The sequence below is a fragment of the Streptomyces sp. NBC_00536 genome (genome assembly GCF_036346295.1).
Taxonomy (GTDB): Bacteria; Actinomycetota; Actinomycetes; order Streptomycetales; family Streptomycetaceae; genus Streptomyces.
Genome location: NZ_CP107819.1, coordinates 4,248,992 through 4,270,474 on the forward strand (window position 1 = coordinate 4,248,992; position 21,483 = coordinate 4,270,474).

At 71.6% G+C, this 21,483-nt stretch carries 19 protein-coding genes; 5 read left to right on the forward strand and 14 right to left on the reverse strand.

Annotated elements, in window-relative coordinates:
- Position 1: 1 nt before the first annotated feature.
- The 9 genes from OHS33_RS18585 to OHS33_RS18625 form a co-directional block, all read right to left on the reverse strand.
- The gene (locus OHS33_RS18585) at positions 2-814 is read right to left on the reverse strand and encodes an HAD family hydrolase (protein ID WP_330331547.1); all 813 of its coding nucleotides are present in this window, start codon (positions 812-814) and stop codon (positions 2-4) included.
- A complete protein-coding gene (gene serS / locus OHS33_RS18590) occupies positions 811-2,100 on the reverse strand; it encodes a serine--tRNA ligase (RefSeq protein ID WP_330331548.1) in 1,290 nt (429 codons plus the stop codon). The genes OHS33_RS18585 and serS overlap by 4 nt, the downstream gene beginning before the upstream one ends.
- 556 nt (positions 2,101-2,656) lie before the next feature.
- A complete protein-coding gene (pheA, locus tag OHS33_RS18595) occupies positions 2,657-3,592 on the reverse strand; it encodes a prephenate dehydratase (RefSeq protein ID WP_330331549.1) in 936 nt (311 codons plus the stop codon).
- 42 nt (positions 3,593-3,634) lie between these two features.
- Complete coding sequence (efeB, locus tag OHS33_RS18600; protein ID WP_330331550.1) at positions 3,635-4,900, reverse strand: iron uptake transporter deferrochelatase/peroxidase subunit; 1,266 nt, start codon at positions 4,898-4,900, stop codon at positions 3,635-3,637.
- Positions 4,901-4,905: 5 nt separating this feature from the next.
- Positions 4,906-6,852 (reverse strand): copper resistance protein CopC, encoded by a 1,947-nt coding sequence (locus OHS33_RS18605; protein WP_330331551.1) that lies wholly within the window; start codon positions 6,850-6,852, stop codon positions 4,906-4,908.
- 22 nt (positions 6,853-6,874) lie between these two features.
- A complete protein-coding gene (locus OHS33_RS18610) occupies positions 6,875-7,348 on the reverse strand; it encodes a copper chaperone PCu(A)C (protein ID WP_330331552.1) in 474 nt (157 codons plus the stop codon).
- Positions 7,345-7,995 (reverse strand): SCO family protein, encoded by a 651-nt coding sequence (locus OHS33_RS18615; protein ID WP_330331553.1) that lies wholly within the window; start codon positions 7,993-7,995, stop codon positions 7,345-7,347. Before OHS33_RS18615 ends, OHS33_RS18610 begins: the two co-directional genes overlap by 4 nt.
- Before the next feature lie 49 nt (positions 7,996-8,044).
- Complete coding sequence (locus tag OHS33_RS18620) at positions 8,045-8,755, reverse strand: YcnI family copper-binding membrane protein (RefSeq protein WP_330331554.1); 711 nt, start codon at positions 8,753-8,755, stop codon at positions 8,045-8,047.
- 110 nt (positions 8,756-8,865) lie between these two features.
- Positions 8,866-9,711, reverse strand: a complete 846-nt coding sequence (locus tag OHS33_RS18625) for a hypothetical protein (RefSeq protein ID WP_330331555.1) — start codon at positions 9,709-9,711, stop codon at positions 8,866-8,868.
- Between the two features lie 259 nt (positions 9,712-9,970).
- Between OHS33_RS18625 and OHS33_RS18630 the strand changes: the two genes are divergently transcribed.
- The gene (locus tag OHS33_RS18630) at positions 9,971-10,462 is read left to right on the forward strand and encodes an ATP-binding protein (protein WP_330331556.1); all 492 of its coding nucleotides are present in this window, start codon (positions 9,971-9,973) and stop codon (positions 10,460-10,462) included.
- Between the two features lie 95 nt (positions 10,463-10,557).
- On the opposite strand, the gene OHS33_RS18635 is transcribed toward OHS33_RS18630, so the two are convergent.
- Complete coding sequence (locus OHS33_RS18635; protein WP_330331557.1) at positions 10,558-12,024, reverse strand: aminopeptidase P family protein; 1,467 nt, start codon at positions 12,022-12,024, stop codon at positions 10,558-10,560.
- Positions 12,025-12,110: 86 nt separating this feature from the next.
- Positions 12,111-13,673, reverse strand: a complete 1,563-nt coding sequence (locus tag OHS33_RS18640; protein WP_330331558.1) for a PP2C family protein-serine/threonine phosphatase — start codon at positions 13,671-13,673, stop codon at positions 12,111-12,113.
- A gap of 406 nt (positions 13,674-14,079) precedes the next feature.
- Here OHS33_RS18640 and OHS33_RS18645 point away from each other — a divergent pair, with 406 nt between their 5' ends.
- Positions 14,080-14,829 (forward strand): bifunctional DNA primase/polymerase, encoded by a 750-nt coding sequence (locus OHS33_RS18645; protein WP_330331559.1) that lies wholly within the window; start codon positions 14,080-14,082, stop codon positions 14,827-14,829.
- Between the two features lie 177 nt (positions 14,830-15,006).
- Positions 15,007-15,555, forward strand: coding sequence for a hypothetical protein (locus OHS33_RS18650; RefSeq protein ID WP_330331560.1), 549 nt, complete (start codon positions 15,007-15,009; stop codon positions 15,553-15,555).
- A 254-nt stretch (positions 15,556-15,809) separates the two neighbouring features.
- Here OHS33_RS18650 and OHS33_RS18655 read toward each other — a convergent pair whose 3' ends face one another.
- From OHS33_RS18655 to OHS33_RS18665, 3 genes are all read right to left on the reverse strand, one after another.
- Positions 15,810-16,784, reverse strand: a complete 975-nt coding sequence (locus OHS33_RS18655; protein WP_330331561.1) for a DUF5926 family protein — start codon at positions 16,782-16,784, stop codon at positions 15,810-15,812.
- Positions 16,785-17,028: 244 nt separating this feature from the next.
- The gene (locus tag OHS33_RS18660) at positions 17,029-17,631 is read right to left on the reverse strand and encodes an ATP-binding protein (RefSeq protein ID WP_330331562.1); all 603 of its coding nucleotides are present in this window, start codon (positions 17,629-17,631) and stop codon (positions 17,029-17,031) included.
- An 85-nt stretch (positions 17,632-17,716) separates the two neighbouring features.
- Positions 17,717-18,553, reverse strand: coding sequence for a glycerophosphodiester phosphodiesterase (locus OHS33_RS18665; RefSeq protein ID WP_330331563.1), 837 nt, complete (start codon positions 18,551-18,553; stop codon positions 17,717-17,719).
- Between the two features lie 241 nt (positions 18,554-18,794).
- On the opposite strand from OHS33_RS18665, the gene OHS33_RS18670 reads away from it, so the two are divergent.
- Together OHS33_RS18670 and OHS33_RS18675 are read left to right on the forward strand one after the other, a co-directional pair.
- Positions 18,795-20,420, forward strand: a complete 1,626-nt coding sequence (locus tag OHS33_RS18670; RefSeq protein ID WP_330331564.1) for a S1C family serine protease — start codon at positions 18,795-18,797, stop codon at positions 20,418-20,420.
- Positions 20,421-20,552: 132 nt separating this feature from the next.
- Positions 20,553-21,458 (forward strand): LysR family transcriptional regulator, encoded by a 906-nt coding sequence (locus OHS33_RS18675; RefSeq protein WP_330331565.1) that lies wholly within the window; start codon positions 20,553-20,555, stop codon positions 21,456-21,458.
- The last annotated feature ends 25 nt before the right edge of the window (positions 21,459-21,483 follow it).

Below are 21,483 nucleotides of genomic sequence, written 5' to 3' on the forward strand. Positions count from 1 at the left end.
CTCAGGCGGCGCCGAGCAGACGTTCCAGTACCACCGCGATGCCGTCGGCCTGGTTCGAGGTGGTCACCTCGTCCGCCACCGCCTTCAGCTCCGCGTGCGCGTTGGCCATCGCCACGCCGTGCGCCGACCATCCGAACATCGGGATGTCGTTGGGCATGTCACCGAAGGCGATCGTCTCCGCCGCCTTCACCCCCAGCCGGCGCGCGGCCAGCGACAGGCCGGTGGCCTTGCTCAGGCCGAGCGGCAGGATCTCCACGACGCCCGGTCCGGCCATCACCACGTCCACGAGGCTGCCCACGGTGGCGCGCGCCACCCGGACCAGCTCGTCGTCGTCGAGTCCCGGGTGCTGGATGTACAGCTTGTTCAGCGGAGCCGTCCAGACCTCCGCGGTGTCCCGCAGGTACACCGCCGGAAGACCTTCCTGCACCTGGTAACCGGGGCCGAACAGCACTTCGCCGTCCACTCCGTCGCGGCTCGCCGCGAGGGCCAGCGGCCCGACCTCGGCCTCGATCTTGGAGAGCGCCAGACCGGCCAGCTGCCGGTCCAGCGTCACCGAGGTGAGGAGCCTGCGCGCACCGGCGTCGTACACCTGGGCACCCTGCCCGCACACCGCGATCCCCTTGTAGCCGAGATCGTCCAGCACGTGCCGGGTCCAGGGCACGGCCCGTCCGGTGACGATGATGTGCACCGCACCCGCCGCGGTGGCCGCGACCAGCGCCTCGCGGGTGCGTTCCGAAACCGTGTCGTCGTCACGCAGCAGCGTGCCGTCGAGGTCGGTCGCGACGAGCTTGTACGGGAACGGTGCCGAACTCACTTGGCGATCGGCTCCAGCACTTCGCGGCCGCCCAGGTAGGGACGGAGGATCGGGGGCACGCGGACCGAACCGTCGGCCTGCTGGTGGTTCTCCAGGATGGCCACGATGGTGCGCGGCACGGCGCACAGGGTGCCGTTCAGCGTGGACAGCGGCCGCATGACCTTCTTGCCGTCCTTCGTCTCCCGCATGCGCACGGACAGGCGGCGGGCCTGGAAGCTGTTGCAGTTCGAGGCGGAGGTCAGCTCGCGGTACTTGCCCTGCGTCGGGATCCACGCCTCGCAGTCGAACTTGCGGGAGGCCGAGGAACCCAGGTCGCCGGTGGCGACGTCGATCACCTGGAACGGCAGTTCCAGGGCGGTGAGCCACTGCTTCTCCCACTCCAGGAGACGCTGGTGCTCGGCCTCGGCGTCCTCCGGCGCGACGTACGAGAACATCTCGACCTTGTCGAACTGGTGGACGCGGAAGATGCCCCGGGTGTCCTTGCCGTAGGTACCGGCCTCACGGCGGAAGCACGGCGAGAACCCGGCGTAGCGCAGCGGCAGCTGGTCCGCCTCCAGGATCTCGTCCATGTGGTAGGCCGCGAGCGGTACCTCGGAGGTGCCGACGAGGTAGTAGTCGTCCTTCTCCAGGTGGTACACGTTCTCCGCGGCCTGGCCGAGGAAGCCGGTGCCCTCCATGGCGCGCGGGCGGACCAGCGCGGGGGTGAGCATCGGGATGAAGCCGGCCTCGCCCGCCTGCGCGATCGCCGCGTTCACCAGGGCGAGTTCCAGCAGGGCGCCGACACCGGTGAGGTAGTAGAAGCGCGAACCGGAGACCTTCGCGCCGCGCTCGACGTCGATGGCACCGAGGGACTCGCCGAGTTCCAGGTGGTCCTTGGGCTCGAAGCCCTCGGCGCCGAAGTCGCGGATCGTGCCGTGGGTCTCCAGGACGGTGAAGTCCTCTTCGCCGCCGACGGGAACGTCCGGGTGCACGATGTTGCCGAGCTGGAGCAGCAGCCGCTTGGCGGTCTCGTCCGCCTCGTTCTGCTCGGCCTCGGCGGCCTTGACGTCGGTCTTGAGCTGTTCGGCCTTCTTCAGCAGCTCGGCGCGCTCGTCGGGCGAGGCCTTGGGGATGAGCTTGCCCAGGGACTTCTGCTCATTGCGCAGCTCGTCGAAGCGGGAGCCGGAGGACCTGCGGCGCTCGTCGGCGGAGAGCAGTGCGTCGACGAGGTCGACGTCCTCTCCACGGGCGCGCTGCGAGGCGCGGACACGGTCAGGGTCTTCACGGAGCAGCCGGAGGTCAATCACCCCACCAGGCTACCGGGCTGGGTTCGAGGCCTCGCACCGATATAACGCTGCGTGTCGCTATGTCCTAATTGCCGCGAATGTAAAACTCCTGCCGTGTGGCCGGAAGCGGACCTTCCCGCCGGGCCGATCCGCCCCAATCCGCAGTCGATATACCGGCCCGAATCCCTGAAAAGGGGCACAACGTGTGGTCTCGGACGTGCGGCTGAGCAGGGCCGAAGCGACCTCTTGTCCACAGGAATTGCGATCCCGGCGGGCTTATCCACAGGCTGTGCGCCGTATCTGTGGACACGAAAAGAGATCATTCCCGATCGGTGTGGAGGCGGGGCGAATCAGGGTTCAAACCCCCCTCACACACTCATTCGGGTGGGAATGGCTCGCCCCAAAGAGTTGATCGGTGATACGCAGGTGACGCCGTTCACCCCCCGCTCCCCAGCGCGAAACCTGGGCCGCCGACCGATTTGTCGACCTTGTCGTGCCGCACTGTCGACTTGTCCCCAGGTCTCCACCGGCTCCTGTGGATAAGTCTGTGGATAAGTCACGCCGCCCTGTGAGCGAGCTACGCCCGGCCGTCCAGGCAGCGGGTCAGCCAGTCGGAGGCGGCCGTGAAATCGCCATCCGAGGTTCCGGGCCGCGCCGCGCGCACCTCACTCAGAGCGACGCCCGCGCGGGGGTAGGAGCCGAGGAAACGGACCTGGGGGCAGGTCCGCTTGAGTCCCATGAGGGCCTCGCTGACCCGGCGGTCGGAAATGTGGCCTTCGGCGTCCACGGCGAAGCAGTAGTTGCCGATGCCCTCGCCGGTGGGCCGGGACTGGATCAGCATCAGGTTGACCCCGCGGACGGCGAACTCCTGGAGGAGTTCGAGGAGCGCGCCCGGGTGGTCCTCGCCGAGCCAGAGCACGACGGAGGTCTTGTCGGCCCCGGTCGGCGCCGCGGGCCGGGCCGGCCGGCCGACCAGCACGAAGCGGGTCTCGGCGTTCTCCGCGTCGTGGATCTCGGTGACGAGGGGTTCCAGCCCGTAGGTGGCGGCGGCGAACTCCCCGGCGAAGGCGGCGTCGAAGCGGCCTTCCTGGACGAGCCGGGCGCCGTCCGCGTTGGAGGCGGCGGATTCCCACAGGGCGTCGGGCAGGTTCGCGCGCAGCCAGTTGCGGACCTGGGGCTGGGCGACCGGATGCCCGGTGACGGTCTTGACGTCCGACAGCTTGGTCCCGGGGCGCACCAGCAGGGCGAAGGCGATGGGCAGCAGCACCTCGCGGTAGATCATCAGCGGTTCGCCGGAGGACAGCTCGTCGAGGGTGGCGGTGACTCCGCCCTCGACCGAGTTCTCGATCGGGACCAGGGCCGCCGCCGCCTCCCCGTTCCGTACGGCGTCGAGCGCCGCCGGGACCGACACCATGGGAACGAGTTCCCGGGTCGCGGCTTCCGGCAGTGTGCGCAGGGCGGCTTCGGTGAAGGTGCCCTCGGGACCGAGATACGTGAAGCGGGTGGCCGACATGTGATCAGCCTAATGCCGGTGCCCCGTGCCCCGAGGCGCTGTTCATCCTTCGAGCAGCGGCTGCCCCACGTACTCCTCGGCGCGGGGTCCGCGCGGGACGGCGTACAGCCCGCTCGACTCGTGGCGGATGAACTCGGACAGGGCGTCGCCCCGGTCGAGCTTGCGCTGGACGGGCACGAAGCCGCGCAGCGGATCGGCCTGCCAGCAGATGAAGAGGAGCCCGGCGTCGGGAGCGCCGTCGGGGCCGATCCCGTCATGGAAGGAGAAGGGGCGCCGCAGCATGGCCGCCCCGCCGTTCTGCGCCGGGGCGGAGATCCGCGCGTGGGCGTTGGAGGGGATGACCGGCTTGCCGTCGGCGCCGAACGCGGCGAGGTCGAGCTTGCTGGTCTCGGTGCCACCGGTCAGGGGCGCCCCGTCGGCCTTCTTCCGGCCGATGACCTGCTCCTGCTTGGCGAGCGGCTGCTTGTCCCAGTCGTCCAGGAGCATCCGGATGCGCCGGACGACAGCGTACGAGCCTCCGGCCATCCACGCGTGTTCGGCGGGCCCGGGGCCTGCGCCGGGCACGAAGATCCGCTTGTCGAAGTCGGCCTCGGACGGCTTGGGATTGCCGGTGCCGTCGATCTGGCCCAGCAGGTTGCGGGCGGTCATCGGCTTGGCGGTGGCCCCCGGGGTGCGGTTGAAGCCGTTCATCTGCCAGCGGACGCGGGCCGCCTCCCCGGCGTCCTTCTGCAGGGTGCGCAGCGCGTGGAAGGCGACGAGCGCGTCATCGGCACCGATCTGGATCCACAGGTCGCCGTTGCCGCGCTGGGGGTCGAGCCGGTCCGCCGAGAACTCCGGCAGCGGGTCGAGCGCGGCCGGCCGCCGGGCGGTGAGGCCGGTGCGGTCGAAGAAGGAGTGGCCGAAGCCGAAGGTGATGGTCAGCGAGCACGGTCCGGCGTCCAGGGCGATCCCCGAGTCGGCCGCCCCGGCCTCCTCACCGGCCATCAGCCGACGGGCGCTGTCGGACCAGCGGCGCATCAGGGCGACGGCCTCCTTGCGGCCCGCCCCCGGTGCCAGATCGAAGGCCAGGACATGGCCCTTGGCCTGGAGCGGCGTGGTGATGCCCGCCTGGTGCTCGCCGTGGAAGTCGACCTCGGCGGCGCCGAGGGCGGCCGACGCGCCGCCACCGCTCCCGTCGGAACCGGCGATCGCGGCATGCACGAGGGCGCCGCCGGTGGCGCCGAGTGCGAGACCGGCGGCGCCCGCGGCGCCTACGGTGCCCAGCAGCCTGCGCCGGGAGATCTCGATGTCGGGGTTGCTCTCGGTCACGCTGTTCAGCCGATCTTGACGGTCTTTTGGACGGTCGTCTGGTCGATGTCGGAGGTACGGACACTCACGTCGATGCGCCACTCACCGGCCAGCGGCAGCTGGACGCCGGACGCGCTCCAGTGTCCCGGGGCGGCGTGGTCGGGGGCGAGCGGCAGAGGGCCGATGTCCTTGGCGGGGAGGGTGAAGGCGACCTTCACCTCGGGGATGTCGAAGGGCTTCCCGTCCGGGGAGTCGACCCAGACGTGGAGGGAGTTGGCGCCGACCCGGCCCGGATCCAGCTCGATCCGGACGCTGCCCTTTCCGTTCTGGCCGCCCGTGTCGAAGGGCAGGGTGATCTTGACGGCCCGGTTGGGCACGGCGGTGACGGCGCCGCTGCTCTCCAGCTCGGCGGCCCGCCCGGGTTCCGTGCCGGTCAGCAGGGTGGCGACGGCCAGCAGGACGACGGCGACACCCGCCTCGGCGAGGACGGACCGGCGCAGCCCCGCACGGTCGGGATCGGCGTCCCGGAGCTGCTTGTCCCGCGCGTTCTCCCGGGCGGCGCGCTGCCGGGCCAGCTGGGCGGCGCGCTTGGCGCTCGGCGGGACGGTGACCGTCGCCTCTGTTTCACGTGAAACATCGTGCTGGGCCACGACCCGCGCCGCGCCGTCGCCCGCGCGGTCGCTGGTGTTCCCGGCCAGTCGGCCGGTCCACTTGCGGGACACGGAGGCGATGGCGACCAGGACGGCCACCAGCCCCACCTTGATGAGGAGGTACCGGCCGTACTCGGTCCCGGTCAGCGCGGACCAGCTGCCGAGCTGGCGCCAGGACTGGTAGACACCGGTGGCGGTGAGGGCGAGGACGCTGATGAACGCGACCCGCGAGAAGCGCCGGATGGCCTCGCGCTCGATGTCCGGGACCTTGTGCAGGGCGATCAGCAGGGCGGCCAGCCCGCCGAGCCAGGTGGCGACGGCCAGCAGGTGGACGATGTCCACCGGCATGGCGATGCCCGGCTGGATACCGGTGGAGGCGTGTTCGGACAGGGACCAGGTGGCGGCGATACCGGCGGCCACCACGGTCCCGCCGATGGCGAGACCGAAGGTGAGGTCGCTGGTGTCCTTGGCGTCCGCTTCGCTCTCGCCGCTGCCCGTCACCTTGCGGGCGAAGGTGCCGAAGAGGACGGCCATGAAGAGGGCCACGGCGCCCAGCAGCAGCAGCCGGGACACCAGGGACGCCCCGGTCTTGGTCTCCAGGACGGACTTCAGCCCGTCGAGGTCGAAGACATCGGCGAAGTCGCCCGACCCGGTGTAGGGGTTGCGCAGCACCAGCATGGCGAGCGTGGCCGCCGTCAGCGTGACCCAGGCGCGCAGGACGAGCTTCTGCACGGGCCGCTCGGCGGCGCCCCGGCGCCAGCACAGCAGGATGAAGGCCGCGCCGCCGACGAGCACGGCGAAACCGCCGTAGGCGGCGTAGCGCGCGATGTTGTAGACGATGCCCACGGGTCCGCCGCCCGCCACCTGCGAAGGCAGCGAGACGCTGGTGGCGGAGGGCGCGCCGATGGAGAAGGTGAAGGCGCCGGAGACCGGGTGGCTGTCGGCGGAGACCGCCTGCCAGGCCACCGTGTAGGTGCCGTCGGGCAGCCCGGTGTGCAGGGCGGTGCCGTAGCGGATGGTGGAGCCGCTGCACATGTCGCGCAGCTCTCCCGTGTCGATCCGCTTGCCCTGGGGGTCCATGACCCGGATGGAGTCGCCGTTCATGGCGACGGCTTCGGAGAAGGAGAGGGTGACCTGGGCGGGGGCCGTGGCGACCACCGCCCCGTCCCGGGGGTCGCTCGCGGTGAGCGCGGCATGTGCCGAGGCCGGTGCGGCCGCGGTGAACAGGGCCGCGGCCAGGGCCGCGAGGACCAGCAGGAGCCGCGGCAGGTGTGCCGCCGCGGCCCTGCGGGCCGTGGAGGGGGCGGGGGCGGTGGCCGTCATGGCGTGTCAGTCCCTCGGTCCGTCAGTTGGCGTTCTGCGGCTTGTACGTGCGTTCCTTCACGTCCAGCTCGACCTTGACCGGGTCGGCCTTCTCGAAGCGCAGCTCGACGGTGACCTTGTCGCCGACCTTCGGCTTGTTCTTCAGGCCCATGAACATGACGTGGTCGCCGCCGCGCGCCAGCTTCAGCTCGCCGTTGGCCGGCACGTCCAGGGACTGGACCTGCTGCATCTTCTGGTCCTTGGTCTGGTGGATCGTCACGTCGTCGGAGAGCGTGCTGGTGACGGCGGTGAGCTTGTCCGCCGTCTTCGAGTCGTTCTTGATGACCATGAACGCGCCGGCCATCTTGTCGTCGACCGGTTCGGGCACGTAGCCGCCGCTGACCGAGAGCTTGGGCTTGCCGTCGCCCGAGCCGGAGTCGGAGGAGCAGCCGGATATGGCGAGCGCTGCCGAGAGGGAGAGGACGGCGGCGATGGTGCGGGTGGTGCGGCGGTTCACGGGTTCTCTCCCTTGATGATCTTCGGCAGATCCTTGGTGTAGTCCTCGGCGGTGGCCGACTCCCCGTAGAGGACGTAGCCCTCGTCGGTCTTCGGGGAGAAGGCGATGACCTGCGCGCCGTGCATGGAGACGACGCTGCCGTCGGCTTCCTTCTTGGCGGCCTCGATGCCGATGCCGAGGGTGCGGGCACCGGCCTGGATCTTGGCGAAGTCTCCGGTGAGCCCGATGAAGGCCGGGTCCTGGGCCTTGAGCCACTTGCCGAGGGACTCGGGAGTGTCCCGGTCGGGGTCGGTGGTGACGAAGACGACCTGGAGGTTGTCCTGGTCCGCCTTGGGCAGCGCCTTCTTGGCGACGGCGATGTTGCTCATCGTCAGCGGACAGACGTCCGGGCAGTTGGTGTAGCCGAAGTAGATCAGCGTCGGCTTGCCCTTGGTCTGCTCGCGCAGGCTCCACGGCTTGCCGTTGGTGTCGGTGAGCACCAGGTCCGGCTTGTCGAAGGGGCGGTCGAGGACGGTGCCCGGCTTGGACTTGGCGGGGGCGTTGACCTCCGCGAGCGGCGTGTTCTTGCCGGTGTCACTGCCACAGGCGGTGAGGGCGAGTGCGGCCGCCGCCACGAGGGCGGCGACCGTCACACGTGTGGTGCGCATGGGGATGTCCCTGGGATCGGGGATGGTTCGGATGGGCTGCGGACGTCGGTCAGGACGTGCGGCGGCGCGAGGCGACGCCGAAGGCGACCCCGCCGAGACCGACGACGATCCCCGCGATGCCGAGGGCCCGCGCGGTCGTGTCGGAGCCGGTGGACTTCGCGGCGTCCTGGTGCTCGGTGTTCTTGGCCCCGTCGGCCTTCGCGTCACCGTCGTCGTGGTGGTCGTCGGTGGCGGCCGCGGCCGTCAGCTTCAGCACCGGCGCCGGGTTCTGCGGCTCGGCGGCGCCGTCCTTGGCCTCTTCGATCCAGCGGACGACCTCGTTGTTGTCGTACGTCTGGACGGCCTTGAAGGTGAGCTTGTCGACGTCCGAGGGGAGCTGGCCGATCGAGAGCGGGAACTGCTGGAACTTGCCGGGCTCGATCTTGCCGCCGGTCCAGGTCACCTTGGTGACGGCCTCGTTGATCTGCTTGCCGTGGACCGTGAGCGGCTTGTCGAGCTTGCTCTTCTCGACGCTGACCGTCCAGCCCGGGACGTCCTGCGGCATGACGGACGAGAGCGGGTGGTCGGTCGGGAAGCTGACTTCGAGCTTGTTGGTCGAGGCGTTGTCACGCTCGTTCGGGACCTTGAAGTTGATCGTCGCGTAGCCGCCCTTGGCGGCCTCGCCCGGCTGGATGCCGACATGGGCGAAGGCGGTGCCGGACAGGACGAGGACGCTGCCGGCGGCGAGGGCGGCGGCGAAGGAGACGCGAGAGGTCTTCATGACAGGAACACTCCACGGGAAGCAGGGGTGACGGTGGCTCCGGCGCACAGGCGCGCGGAGTTCGCGGCACCGGTGCTCCCCCGGTCGTCCCGGGGAGTGGAGGTGCCGCGTCAGGCTGCGAGGGCGAGGGCCACGGGCGGGCCGCGCCTGATCACCGTGTGCTGGAGTGCCGTCCGGCCGGAGGCCACGGCCCGGTCCGCAGTGGTGCGCTGGGCCCGCGGGACGCCTCCGGGCGTACCCGGAAGTCCGGCGCCGAGGGCGCGGACGAAGGCCAGTGCGGTGCGCAGGGCGCGTACCGGGGCGGCCGGGGCGGCGAGCCGGGACAGCTCGACGAGCCGGAAGAGGGCCGCGTCCCCGCGGCTCAGCAGCCAGCCCGCGATCAGCGCGGCCAGCAGGTGCCCCAGCAGCATCGACAGGCTGAACAGCCCGGTCGAGGGCTCCGCGGCCGCCTGCGCCATGTGCGCGTGGGCGTCGTGCGCCGGAGCGGTGAGCGCGGCCGGGTTCAGTCCCGCGGTCTCCAGCACCTGACGGGCGTCGGCCGGGCTGAGCGGTACGGAGTTGCCCCCGCAGATCAGCCGGGCGGCGAGCGCCGCGAGCGAGGTGTCGGAGGCCGCCTGCGCGGAAGCGCCCGCGGCGGCGGAACCGGCGGAACCGGACGCGACAGCGGCGGAGACGGAGGCCGCGCCGTGCTGGCCGAGGCCGAACAGTGCGTGCAGCCCCAACTGGCCCACGGCGAGGGCGGTGGCGAGACCCGGCAGGGTGCGCCGACGGCCCGCGAGCGGAGCCGCGACCGCGAAGACGGCCAGGAAGCCCGCGCAGATCGTCCACCAGGGCACGGTGGCGCAGGAGGCGAGGGCGTGCCCGACGGCGGACAGCACGACACAGACCGCGGTGAACACCGCGGCCCGCAGGATCCGGAGCCCGGCTCCTGCACGCATCGTGTGGGGGGCAGTCATGGCCGGGCCATCATCGCACTGCGCTTAGGCCTCCCATACGGCAGGTCCGGAAGGTCCCTTGAATCCCCCTGGACGGAGTCCCTCCCCCGGTCCCTCTCCCAGTCCCTCCGGGGGACGCTCCCGCGCGGTCCGGCCGGCCGGACCCGTACGCCGCGCACCGCCGCATACACCGGTGTCCGGGCGGGCCGCATCGGCCGAATGAGGGCTCCGACGGGCGCTCGGGGCTTACGCAGTGCTCCGGGCGGCAATAGGTAACGGTATGAGCATCTGGTGGTCTCTCCACTTGAGGCGCGAGGCCGCGAGCGTCCCGCTCGCCAGGCGGCTGCTGCTGGGGACGATGGAGACCGCGGGGGTCGACCCCGACATCTCCTTCGATCTGTCGGTGGCGCTGAGCGAGGCGTGCGCGAACGCGGTGGAGCACGGCGGGCCGGTGGCCGAGGCCGGCGCCGACGGCCGCGCCGAGGGCGACGGCCCGGCTCCCCCCGGTCCGGGGGCCTGTGCGGCGTACCGCGTCACGGCCTATCTCGACGGCGACCGCTGCCGGATCGAGGTGACCGATTCGGGCCCGGGTTTCCCGGCCGCGACGGTGGCCCGCCGCAGACCCTCGCTGGCGGAGCACGGCCGGGGGCTCTCCCTGATCGCCGAACTCGCCGATCACGCGCGGTTCCGGAACCGTCCGGGCCGGGGAGCCGTCGTCAGCTTCGACAAGATCCTCAAATGGCGGGACGGAGCGCTGCTGAAGGCGTCCTGAGCGGCCGATGGGCGGGGTCCCGGTACAGGGGACCCCGCCCATCGGCGGTGGAGCGCGGTGGCTGAAGGGTCAGCCCCGGCAAGGCGGCGGAAGGGTCAGCCCTTCAGCGCCGCCATCCAGCTCTCGACCTCGTCGGACCGGCGCGGCAGGGCCGCGGACAGGTTCCGGTTGCCGTCCTCGGTGACGAGGATGTCGTCCTCGATCCGCACGCCGATGCCGCGGTACTCCTCCGGCACGGTCAGGTCGTCGGCCTGGAAGTACAGACCGGGCTCGACGGTGAGGCACACGCCGGGCTCCAGGGTGCCGTCCACATAGGCCTCGGTGCGGGCGGCCGCACAGTCGTGGACGTCCATGCCGAGCATGTGACCGGTGCCGTGCAGGGTCCAGCGGCGCTGCAGGCCCAGCTCCAGGACCCGCTCGACCGGTCCCTCCACCAGGCCCCACTCGACGAGCTTCTCGGCGAGCACGTGCTGCGAGGCGTCGTGGAAGTCGCGGAACTTCCCGCCGGGCTGGACGGCTGCGATTCCGGCCTCCTGGGCCTCGTACACCGCGTCGTAGATCTTGCGCTGGATGTCGGTGAACCGGCCGTTGATCGGCAGGGTGCGCGTGACGTCGGCCGTGTAGAGGGACCGCGTCTCCACACCGGCGTCCAGCAGCAGCAGCTCGCCCGGGCGGACGGGACCGTCGTTGCGGACCCAGTGCAGGGTGCAGGCGTGCGGGCCGGCGGCGCAGATCGAGCCGTAGCCGACGTCGTTGCCCTCGACACGGGCGCGCAGGAAGAAGGTGCCCTCGATGTAGCGCTCGCTGGTGGCCTCGGCCTTGTCGAGGACCTTCACGCAGTCCTCGAAGCCGCGGACGGTGGAGTCGACGGCCTTCTGCAGCTCGCCGATCTCGAACGCGTCCTTGACCACGCGCGCCTCGGAGAGGTTCACGCGCAGCTCGCCGTCGCGCTCGGCGGTGACCTTGTCGGTCAGGGCCGCTTCGATGACCTCGTCGTGGCCGCGGACGATCCGGACGGGGCCGGTGGCCTCGGTCAGGGCGTCGGCCAGCGTGCGGACGTCCTTCGCGGGGATGCCCAGGAGCTGCTCGGCCTCGGCGAGGGAATGGCGGCGGCCGACCCACAGCTCGCCCTGGCCGGACAGCCAGAACTCGCCGTTCTCGCGGTCGGAGCGCGGGAGCAGGTAGATGGCCGCGCTGTGGCCCGTGTCGCCGGTGGGCTCCAGGACCAGGACGCCGTTCTCGCTCTGGTCACCGGTCAGGTAGGCGTACTCGGTGGAGGCACGGAAGGGGTACTCCGTGTCGTTCGAGCGCGTCTTGAGGCGGCCCGCGGGGACGACGAGGCGCTCGCCGGGGAAGCTCGCGGACAGCGCGTCGCGGCGCGCGGCCGTGTGCGCGGCCTGGGCGATGGGCTCCAGGCCGTGCAGCTCGGTGTCCGCCCAGCCGGTGCGCATGTTCTCGGCGAGTTCATCGCTGAGACCCGGGTACAGCCCGTTCTTGCGCTGCTTGTGCGTCTTCTTGGGCTGCTCTTCTTCCGGGGTCTCCGGGGTGAGCTCGTCAGCCACGTCATCTCCTCAGCTACGACAGGACCGGGTACGGACCTCATCCATCGTATGTGCGAGAGGAAGTGGCCCCGAAGGGCTGTGATAAATCAGTCAAACCGGGCGGCCAGCAGGACGATGTCCTCGGCGCGGGCCGCCGCGGCGCCCGCTCCGGCCCCGGTCCCGGCGGTGAGGTCCTCCTCCGGCAGCACGGTCCGCAGTACGTGGTCCACGATCGCGGCCGGGTCCTCGCGGGCGGCCCGCGGCACCGAGGCGGCGGCCGCGTGCAGCCGGGCGTAGGCGCGGTCCATGGGGTCACCGGTACGGCGCAGCAGCCCGTCGGTGTACAGCAGCACCGTTTCTCCCGCTGCGGGCTCGATCTCCACGCTCGGCGCCTCCCAGCAGGCGAGCATGCCGAGCGGCGCGGACAGCGAGGTCTCCACGTACTCGGTGCGGTGCTCGCCGATGAGCAGCGGCGGGGTGTGCCCGGCGCCCGCCAGGATGATCTTCCGGGCTTCCGGCTCGCAGTAGGCGAAGAGCGCGGTGGCCGTCCGCGCGGGTTCGGTGAGCCGCAGCAGCAGCTCCAGGTCGGAGAGGACCGCGACCGGGTCCTCGCCCTCCATCACGGCGTACGCGCGCAGCGAGGCCCGCAGCCGTCCCATCGCGGCGATCGCGCTGGGCCCGGCGCCGGTGACCGAGCCGACGGCCAGCCCGAGGGCGCCCTCGGGCAGCGGCAGGGCGTCGTACCAGTCGCCGCCGCCGAGCGGTCCGGTGTGGTGGCGGGCGGCGAGCTGGACCCCGGGGACCCGGGGCAGCCTGCTCGGCAGCAGTTCCTCGGCGACGGTGTCGAGCCGGGTCCGGGCGCGCTGGGCCTCCAGGACGCGGGCCAGGTGCTCGGCCCCGTGGCGGACGTAGAGCCCGACGAGGTCGCGCTGGCGGTCGCTCGGCTCGACCTGTTCGTCGTACAGCCAGACGATGGCGCCGAGCCGGCCGGTGGCCTCCGCGGTCAGCGGCAGCGCGTAGCTGGCGGCGTAGCCCAGACGCGCCGCGACCTCGCGGTGGCGGGGGTCGACCGGGGTCGTGTACCCGCCGCAGCCGGGGATCGCGCCGACGTCGGGGAGCACCTCGGAACCGCCGGCGGCGCCGGGGATCCCGTCGAGGATGCGGCCGTACGAGGTGGCACCGCGCGGCACCGTCTCGATGTGACCGAGGTCCGCGCGGCCCAGACCCAGCCCGATGGTGGTGGCGGGACCGAGGCCGTCGGCCGGTTCCAGCACGATCAGCCCGCGGCGGGCGCCGACCAGGGCGGCTCCGGCGCGCAGGAATTCCTGGAGGCAGGAGTCGAGTCCGGCGGACCGGGCGAGGCGTTCGGTCAGCTCGTGGAGGGTGGTCAGGTCGGAGACCATGCCCGCCAGCCGGTCCTGGATCAGGGTGCCGGGGGCGGGTACGGGGGCCGGTGCGGGAGCGGTGCGCGGGGGCACGGGAGCCGCAGTGTGCGGGGAAGCCGTAACTACTGAATCGATTCCAGCCACTTTCGGCGGATGCGGGGCGCTCATGGCGTCCGGCTTTCCACCTGGTGTGATTCGCCGAATAGCATCGCAAACCCCCAGATCGTTCTGCGCCGCCATCAATGGATCCACATCTACACGCACACGTGGATCGATGTCCAGCATTGCCCAGGTGGGAATCCTGGTGTCCGTGGGACGACAACTCACCGTTCGGTCAAGGGTAAAACTTGGCCTGAAAAGGTTGGATGGGATGCCTTTTTGCGGTCGACTGGGCGGGCGTCGTCGTCGGCACGGGTACGTAAACGGTGGTGCGCGGGGTGAGTTGACGCCATCCCGGACCCGCCGGGAACCGCCCGGTACGGTCCGTCGTCCTTAGCGGCGGCGGCTGGGCGCGGCCCGTCGCGGGTCGCGTTCCGCCCTTGCCGGACGTTTCATGGACCCGTACGAAAACTGCACGAACCGTGTGAACCTGCTTCTGGCGGACAGTGACGCGAAACGTGTACGTGTGGTGAAACACCGCATACATGGTGTGATGTGGCCCTCGGCGTTCAACGGAAAGGAACGAGCGCTCATGCGCGAGATCCTCGGAAGGCGTCTCCAGCGGCTCCGCAGTTCCCTCCAGTCCCTTCAGCCCCTTCGGACCCTCCAGTCCCTTCGATTCGCCCAACGGGCCGGGGCCGGGCCGGGCGCCGTCCCCGTCCACCCGCGGCCCCTCGACGCCGCATTGGTGTGCGCCACCGCCTGGGCGTGGCCCGTGCTGCCCGGTGTGGGCCGGGCGGGCGCGGACGGTGCGCGCTGTGCCTGCCCCGATCCGGACTGTGTGGTTCCAGGCGCCCACCCCTTCGACCCGGGCCTGCTCGCCGCCACCACCGACCCCCGGATGGTGGGCTGGTGGTGGACCAACCGGCCCACCGCTCCGCTGCTCCTGGCCACCGGCGGGGCCGCTCCCTGCGCGGTGAGCCTGCCGGCCGCGGCGGCCGCGCGGGCGCTGGTCCGGCTCGATCAGCGCGGCATGCGGATCGGCCCGGTCGTCGCGACGCCCACGCGCTGGTCGCTGCTGGTGGCGCCTTACTCGTTGGAGCGGCTCGGCGAACTCCTGTACGCCAAGGACCACGTGCCGTCTTCGCTGCGGTTCCACGGTGAGGGCGGCTACCTGCTGCTGCCGCCCTCCGCCGCGTCCTGCGGCGGTCAGGTGCGCTGGGAGCGGGAACCCCCGGCGGAGGGCGGGCCGCCCTGGCTGCCGGAGGTCGAGGCGGTCGTGGACGCGCTGGTGGAAGCGAGCAGCGGAGCGCCGGGCGGCGGGAGCCGACTCGCGTACTGACGTCCGTACGGGCCTCGTGCTGACGCCCGTACGGCCCCCGCACTGACGCTCGTACGGGCCCGCGCACCGGTGCGTCAGTTCGCGGGATCACTCGAACGGGTGTCACCGACGTGGGTTTCCAAGGGAATTGGGCGCGGGGATCTCCGTGCCCCATTCCCGCATCGCTATCTTCGGCGAATGAATCTCCGCCTGATCGGTATCGGCGCCGGTGTGCTGATCATCTTGTCGCTTCCGCTCGCGGGTGCGATCGCCGGACCGGACTTCGCCGCTCGGGACGACGGCAAGGGCGGCGGACTGCTCTCCTCGCTGGGCCTGTCGGACCCCTCCGGCCGGCCCGCCGCGGCGAAGCCGGCGCCGCCCGGTCCGCCGGAGCAGCCCCGTACGGACGCGCACTGCGGTCCCGAACTCTCCTCGCCCCAGGGCGTCGAGGCGCAGACCTGCGTGCTGACCGGTGAGGGGCAGAGCTGGGGGCGCAGCTATTACCGCAACACGAGCGGGCGCGCGCTGGAGTCGGTGCTGACCGTGATGGGTCCGGCGGGCCGGACGGTGCAGATCCGCTGCGGGATCGGGGCGGGCGACGAACCGGGGCTGTGCGAAACCCCCAAGGAGGACTCCCTGGGAACCCCGGACCGGTACACCGCGGTAGCGGAATTTGCAGTTCCGGATACTGAAGGACCCCTGCTCCTGCGGTCCGGGAGCAACTCACCGGGACCGGGCGGCGGTTGAGCGCCACCGGAAAATGAAGGGCCCGGTCGCTGGCGACGGGGGATGCACCAGCGACCGGGCTACAAGAACGGTAACAAGAGATCGCCTGTTCGCAAATTCGATCTCTGATATTCGGACATCGATTTGCAGACGATTAGCGGGAGTTGTGACTCCGGTCACCGCCCGAGGCGGGCGCCCGGAGCGCCCGCGGGGGCCCTTCGGGGCTGGTTCGGACCCCGGTGGGCCCACGTCGGGCCCACCGGGATCCGCCCAGGTCAGCTGAGGGTCACCTGACGGTTGGTGAGTCCGCCGCGCGCCCGGCGCTCCTCGGTGGTCAGCGGGGCGTCCGTGGTCAGGGCCTTGGCGAGGCGCTCCGCGAGCCGGGCCGCGGGCTCCTCCACCTGGTCGGCGGTGACGCCGACGGGCAGGTCCCAGACCGGGACCATCAGGCCGTGCGCGCGGAAGGAACCGACGAGCTTGGTGCCCTCGCCGAGCGAGGACTCGCCCGCCGCGGTCAGCCGTGCCAGGGCGTCGAGCAGCTGCTCTTCGGGGTGCGGCATGACCCAGCGCAGGTGGTTCTTCTCCGGGGTCTCGCACCAGTAGGCCGCGTCGACGCCGGTGAGCTTGACGGTCGGGATCGCGGCCGCGTTGGCGCGCTCCAGCGAGGCGGCGATCTCCGGGGAGGCGGCCTGGGCGGCCTCCGCGTCCGGAATCCAGAATTCGAACCCGCTGTGCACAACCGGCTCGAAAACGCCGTCCGGGTCCAGGAGATCCTGAAGTCGGGGGCCCTCGGCGGGCACCCGGCGGGCGGGGACCGGCTTGCCGGGCTCCGCGACGAGCGCGCGCTCCAGGGTGTCGGCCAGGTCGCGGGCGAGGTTGCCGCTGGACGACTCGTTCTGCAGGCCGAGCAGGACGGAGCCGTCCTCACGGCGCAGCGCGGGCCAGGCCATGGGCAGTACGGTCACCAGGGTGACGGACGGTACGCCCTCGGGCAGGCCGCCCTTGAGGGTGAGCGGGATGGTGGCGGCGGGCACCAGCTCGCGCAGCGCCACCCAGTCGCACTCGGAGGGCAGGCCCTCGAACGGCCGCTGGACCAGCTCGGTGACGGCGTGCGAGGCGGCGGCGCCGTGGCAGGCCTTGTAGCGGCGCCCGGATCCGCAGGGGCAGGGCTCACGGGCGCCCACCACGGGGATTTCCCCGTCCTTGAGCTGCGGCTTTGCAGGCTTCGCTGCGGGGCGCTTCTTGGCCATCGTGGGTGTCTCCCGGTTGCGGCGGTACGGCGTTACGTGACGGCGCGAGCCTAGCCGTTCGTACCGCCACAACCGGGTGGGTGCGGCCGGGAGCACGGTCGGCGTGCGCTCCCGGACGGCCGCGGATCGTCGATGGCCGGGTCGTCGCCATCGTGGTCGTCGTCGACGACGGCCGGTCGTCGGGCCGGGGATCCAGGTCGGGTCCGGCGCGGATCCGCTGCGGATCCGGGTCGGGAATCCCGGGTCAGGGCTCCATGTCGTCGAAGGGGGCGGCGAAGTCGATCGCGGGCGCAGTGACGCGCGTAGCGAAATCGTCGTGCCGGGGCCCGCACGCGACCGTCACCCATACGGTGACCTCGCCGCCCGCGCCGTCCCGGACACCCCAGTCCTGGGCCAGGGCGCTGATGATGTTCAGCCCCCGGCCGCCGCGCGCGGTGACCGAGGGCGTGGCCGGAACGGGACGGGTGGGCCCGCCCCCGTCCGTGACCTCGACCGTCAGCCGCCCCGCCTTGTCGACGCGCCACGCGGCGCGTATGTCCCCGTCGCCGATCTCCCGCGCGCCCAGTGGCCTGCCGTGCCGGCAGGCGTTGCTGAGCAGTTCGGAAAGGATCAGGACGGCATCGTCCACGACCGATTCGGGCAGCCCGCCGATACGCAATTGCTCACGCATGCGATGCCTCGCCGTACCCACGCCCGCAGGGCCATGGGGTACGGCCATGCACGACGACGTGGGCACCTCCTGTGCCACCACCAACGTCACCCCCGGAACCTCCTTAGCCCCACGCCATGGTCTGGATGCCCCATTGGCCTGGACCGGAAACCGCCGTGGCGGGGCCCTCTGACGCATTCATGACGACTGAATGCGGAACGGATGCGCCGGGGCACACCCTGTCACGGGAGGTGAGGGGGTGACGGGTGGGCAAAAGGGGGCGTCAGCGGCCAAGTTGTGACAGAACTTGGCGCGGTCGGTTCGTGATGATCGCTTCTACACCCAGATCAGCGCAGAGCTGAACATCTTCGGGTTCGTTCACGGTCCACACGTGGACGGAGTGCCCGGCGGCCTGAAGTTTGCGGATGAAACCGGGGTGGTTGCGGACGATCCGCATCCCGGGACCGGCGATCCGCACCCCGGCGGGCAGCCGCCCGTCCCGCATCCGGGGCGAGACGAACTGCATCAGGTACACGGTCGGGATGGTCGGGGCGGCCGCGCGGACCCGGTGCAGCGAGCGCGCCGAGAAGCTCATGATCCGCACCGGGTGGGGGCCCTCGGCGGGCGGGGAGTCCAGCCCGAACCGCTTGAGGAGGAACAGCAGCCGTTCCTCCACCTGTCCGGCCCAGCGGGTCGGGTGCTTCGTCTCGATCGCGAGCTGCACCGGCCGCCCGGCGTCCGCGACCAGCTCCAGCAGCCGCTCCAGGGTGAGTACGGAGGTGCGCTCCGGATCGGGCTCCCTGCCGTACTCGCCGGCGGCTCCCGCTCCGGCGTCCCAGTCGGGGGACTCGTCGCGGTCCTTCCAGGAGCCGAAGTCGAGGGCGGCGAGGTCGGCCAGTTCCAGGGCCGACACCGCGCCGCGGCCGTTGGAGGTGCGGTTCACCCGGCGGTCGTGCACCAGCACGAGATGGCCGTCTGCGGTGAGCCGGACATCGCATTCGAGGGCGTCGGCGCCGTCCTCGACGGCTTTGCGGTAGGCGGCCAGGGTGTGCTCGGGGGCGTCCTCCGAGGCGCCGCGGTGGGCGACGACCTGGATGGGGCGCGGCGTTGCGTGGGTCACCGGGTCATGGTGCCATCGCGCGGGCCCCCGGCGTGGGGCCGGCCCCTGGAGATGCGTCCGAAATGCCCGGGATAAAGGATGGGGCCAGGACGCACAGGTCCGGCTTACAGTGCTCTGACGGTTGATGGGAAAGGCTTTGCCCAGGAACTTGTATGACCGGTCGAACGTTCACCCGGACCGATATCCCGCCGGATGTACCGTCCGGTATCCAGCACGCCGTGTGTGACGAGGAGAGAGCGCTGTGAGCACCGAGAACGAGGGCACCGCGGCCCCGACACCCCCCGCGGCCCCGTCCGCACCTCCCGTGCCGGTGGCCGCGCCGACCCCCGAGCCGGTGGCTCCGGCGGACGCGGCCCCGGTGGACGCGCCCCCCGCACCTCCCGTGGGCCTGGGCAAGGCCCCCGCCGCTCCGGCCGCTCCGGCGGGCGATCAGGCGTACGCCGCCGGGTCCGGGCCGGGCGAGCCCGTGACCCAGCAGCTGCCGCCGACCCCGCCGCCGGGGACGGAACAGACCCAGCAGCTGCCGCCGACCCCCGCCGCCGATCCGTACGGGGCTCCCGCCGCGGCTCCGGTCACGGGCGCACCCGCGGACCCGTACGGCGCCCCGATTCCGGCCGCGCACGGCGCCGAGGCCTGGCCGCCGCCCCCGCCGGCCGTTCCGGCGTACGGAGCCGCGGGCCACGACGGTGGCAACGGCGCCGGTGTCTGGGGCGCGCCCCCGCTCGGCGGCGCTCCGCAGCCCAAGCCGAAGGGCCGTGGCGGACTGGTCGCGGCCGTGCTGGCGGCCGCCCTGCTCGCGGGCGGGGTCGGCGGCGGCATCGGCTACAAGCTGGCCGACGGCGGTTTCGACGGCTCCGGTTCCACCACGGTCAGCTCCTCCGGCGAGACCCCCAAGGACCTCAAGCGCGAGCCCGGCTCGATCGCGGGCCTGGCGGCCAAGGCGCTGCCCAGCGTCGTCACCATCGAGGCACAGGGCGGCGACGGCGAGGGCGGCACGGGCACCGGCTTCGTCTACGACCAGCAGGGCCACATCCTCACGAACAACCACGTGGTGGCCTCCGCCGCCAACGGCGGCAAGCTCTCCGCCACCTTCTCCAATGGCAAGAGGTACGACGCCGAGGTGGTGGGCCGCGCCCAGGGCTACGACGTGGCCGTGCTGAAACTGAAGAACCCGCCCTCCGGGCTCAACCCGCTCCAGCTGGGCGACTCCGACAAGGTCGCGGTCGGCGACACGACCATCGCGATCGGCGCGCCCTTCGGCCTGTCGAACACGGTGACCACCGGCATCGTCAGCGCCAAGAACCGCCCGGTGGCCTCCGGCGACGGCGCGGGCACCAAGAACTCGTACATGAGCGCCCTCCAGACGGACGCCTCGATCAACCCGGGCAACTCCGGCGGTCCGCTGCTGGACGGGCGCGGCGCGGTCATCGGCATCAACTCCGCCATCCAGTCGGCGGGCAACGGTGGCTTCGGCGGCGGCCAGGCCGGTTCGATCGGCCTCGGCTTCGCCATCCCGATCAACCAGGCGAAGAACGTCGCCGAGCAGCTGATCAAGACGGGCAAGCCGACGTACCCGGTGATCGGCGTCTCCGTGGACCTCCAGTCCAAGACGGACGGCGCGAAGATCTCCGAGCAGGGCGCCGCGGCCAACGAGCTGGTCGATCCGGCCGGTCCGGCGGGCAAGGCCGGTCTCAAGCCCGGCGACGTGATCACCCAGTTCGGTGACAAGACGATCGACAGCGGCCCGACGCTCATCAGTGAGATCTGGACGTACAAGCCCGGCGACACGGTGAAGCTGACCTACCTGCGCGGTGGCAAGCCGACCACGGTCGACATCACGCTCGGCTCCCGGGTGGGCGACAAGTAGTCCCTTGGGCCTCTTGGGCTCCTTGGGCTCCTTGGGTCCCTTTGGCTCTTTTGGCTCTTTTGATTCGTTGGCGAGGGGTCGTAGGCGGGATAGTGCCTACGGCCCCTCCCAATGTCCGCTTATGCTTCTGACGTGTTCGATTCGCGGCACATACGGACGTTTCACGAGGTGGTCGCCTCCGGGTCGTACTCGGCGGCCGCCCGCGTCCTGGGCTATACCCAGCCCGCGATCACCCAGCAGATGAAGGCCCTGGAACGGGCCGTCGGCACGCCCTTGTTCACCCGGGTCGGCCGCCGCATGCAGCTCACCGAGGCGGGAAACTCCCTGGTCCGGCACGCCGAATCCATCCTCGGCTGTCTCTCCGCGGCCGAGGCACAGATGAAGGCCTACACCCGGCTGCGCGCCGGACGGGTGAGGCTGTGCGGGTTCCCCAGCGTCAATGTCACCCTCGTTCCGGAAGCGTTGAGCGGGCTCGCCAAGGACCACCCCGGCGTACAGGTGGAACTGCTGGAGGGGGAACCCCCGGACTCGCTGCGCAGGCTGGAGCGAGGCGAGTGCGACATCACGCTGGCCTTCACCTATCCCGGGCTGCACGAGGCGGTCCCGGACGACGTGGCCGAGGTCAGGCTGCTGGAGGACCAGCTCACGGTGCTGCTGCCGACGGGCCATCCGTTGGCCCGGCGCCGGGCCGTGCACCTGGCGGACCTGGCGGAGGAGCGCTGGATCGCGGGCTGCCCGCGCTGCCGGGCCAACCTGCTGCACGAATGCGCCGAGCTGGGCTTCGTCCCCGACATCAGGTTCTCCACCGATGACAACCTGGTCGTGCAGAGCCTGGTGGCCCAGGGGCTCGGAGTGGCCATGATGCCCGCGCTGGTGCTGCCGTCGCTCTCCCTGAGCAAGGTGTGCGGGCGGCCCCTCGAACCGGTGGCCCGCCGTCACATCGCCGCCTATGTCTACCGGGACCACCTGCGGATACCGGCGACGGTGGCGGTTCTGGACGAGCTGAAGCGGGTGGCGGCCAACCGTGTCGGCTGCTGACCCGGCCGGAGGGCACGTCACCCTC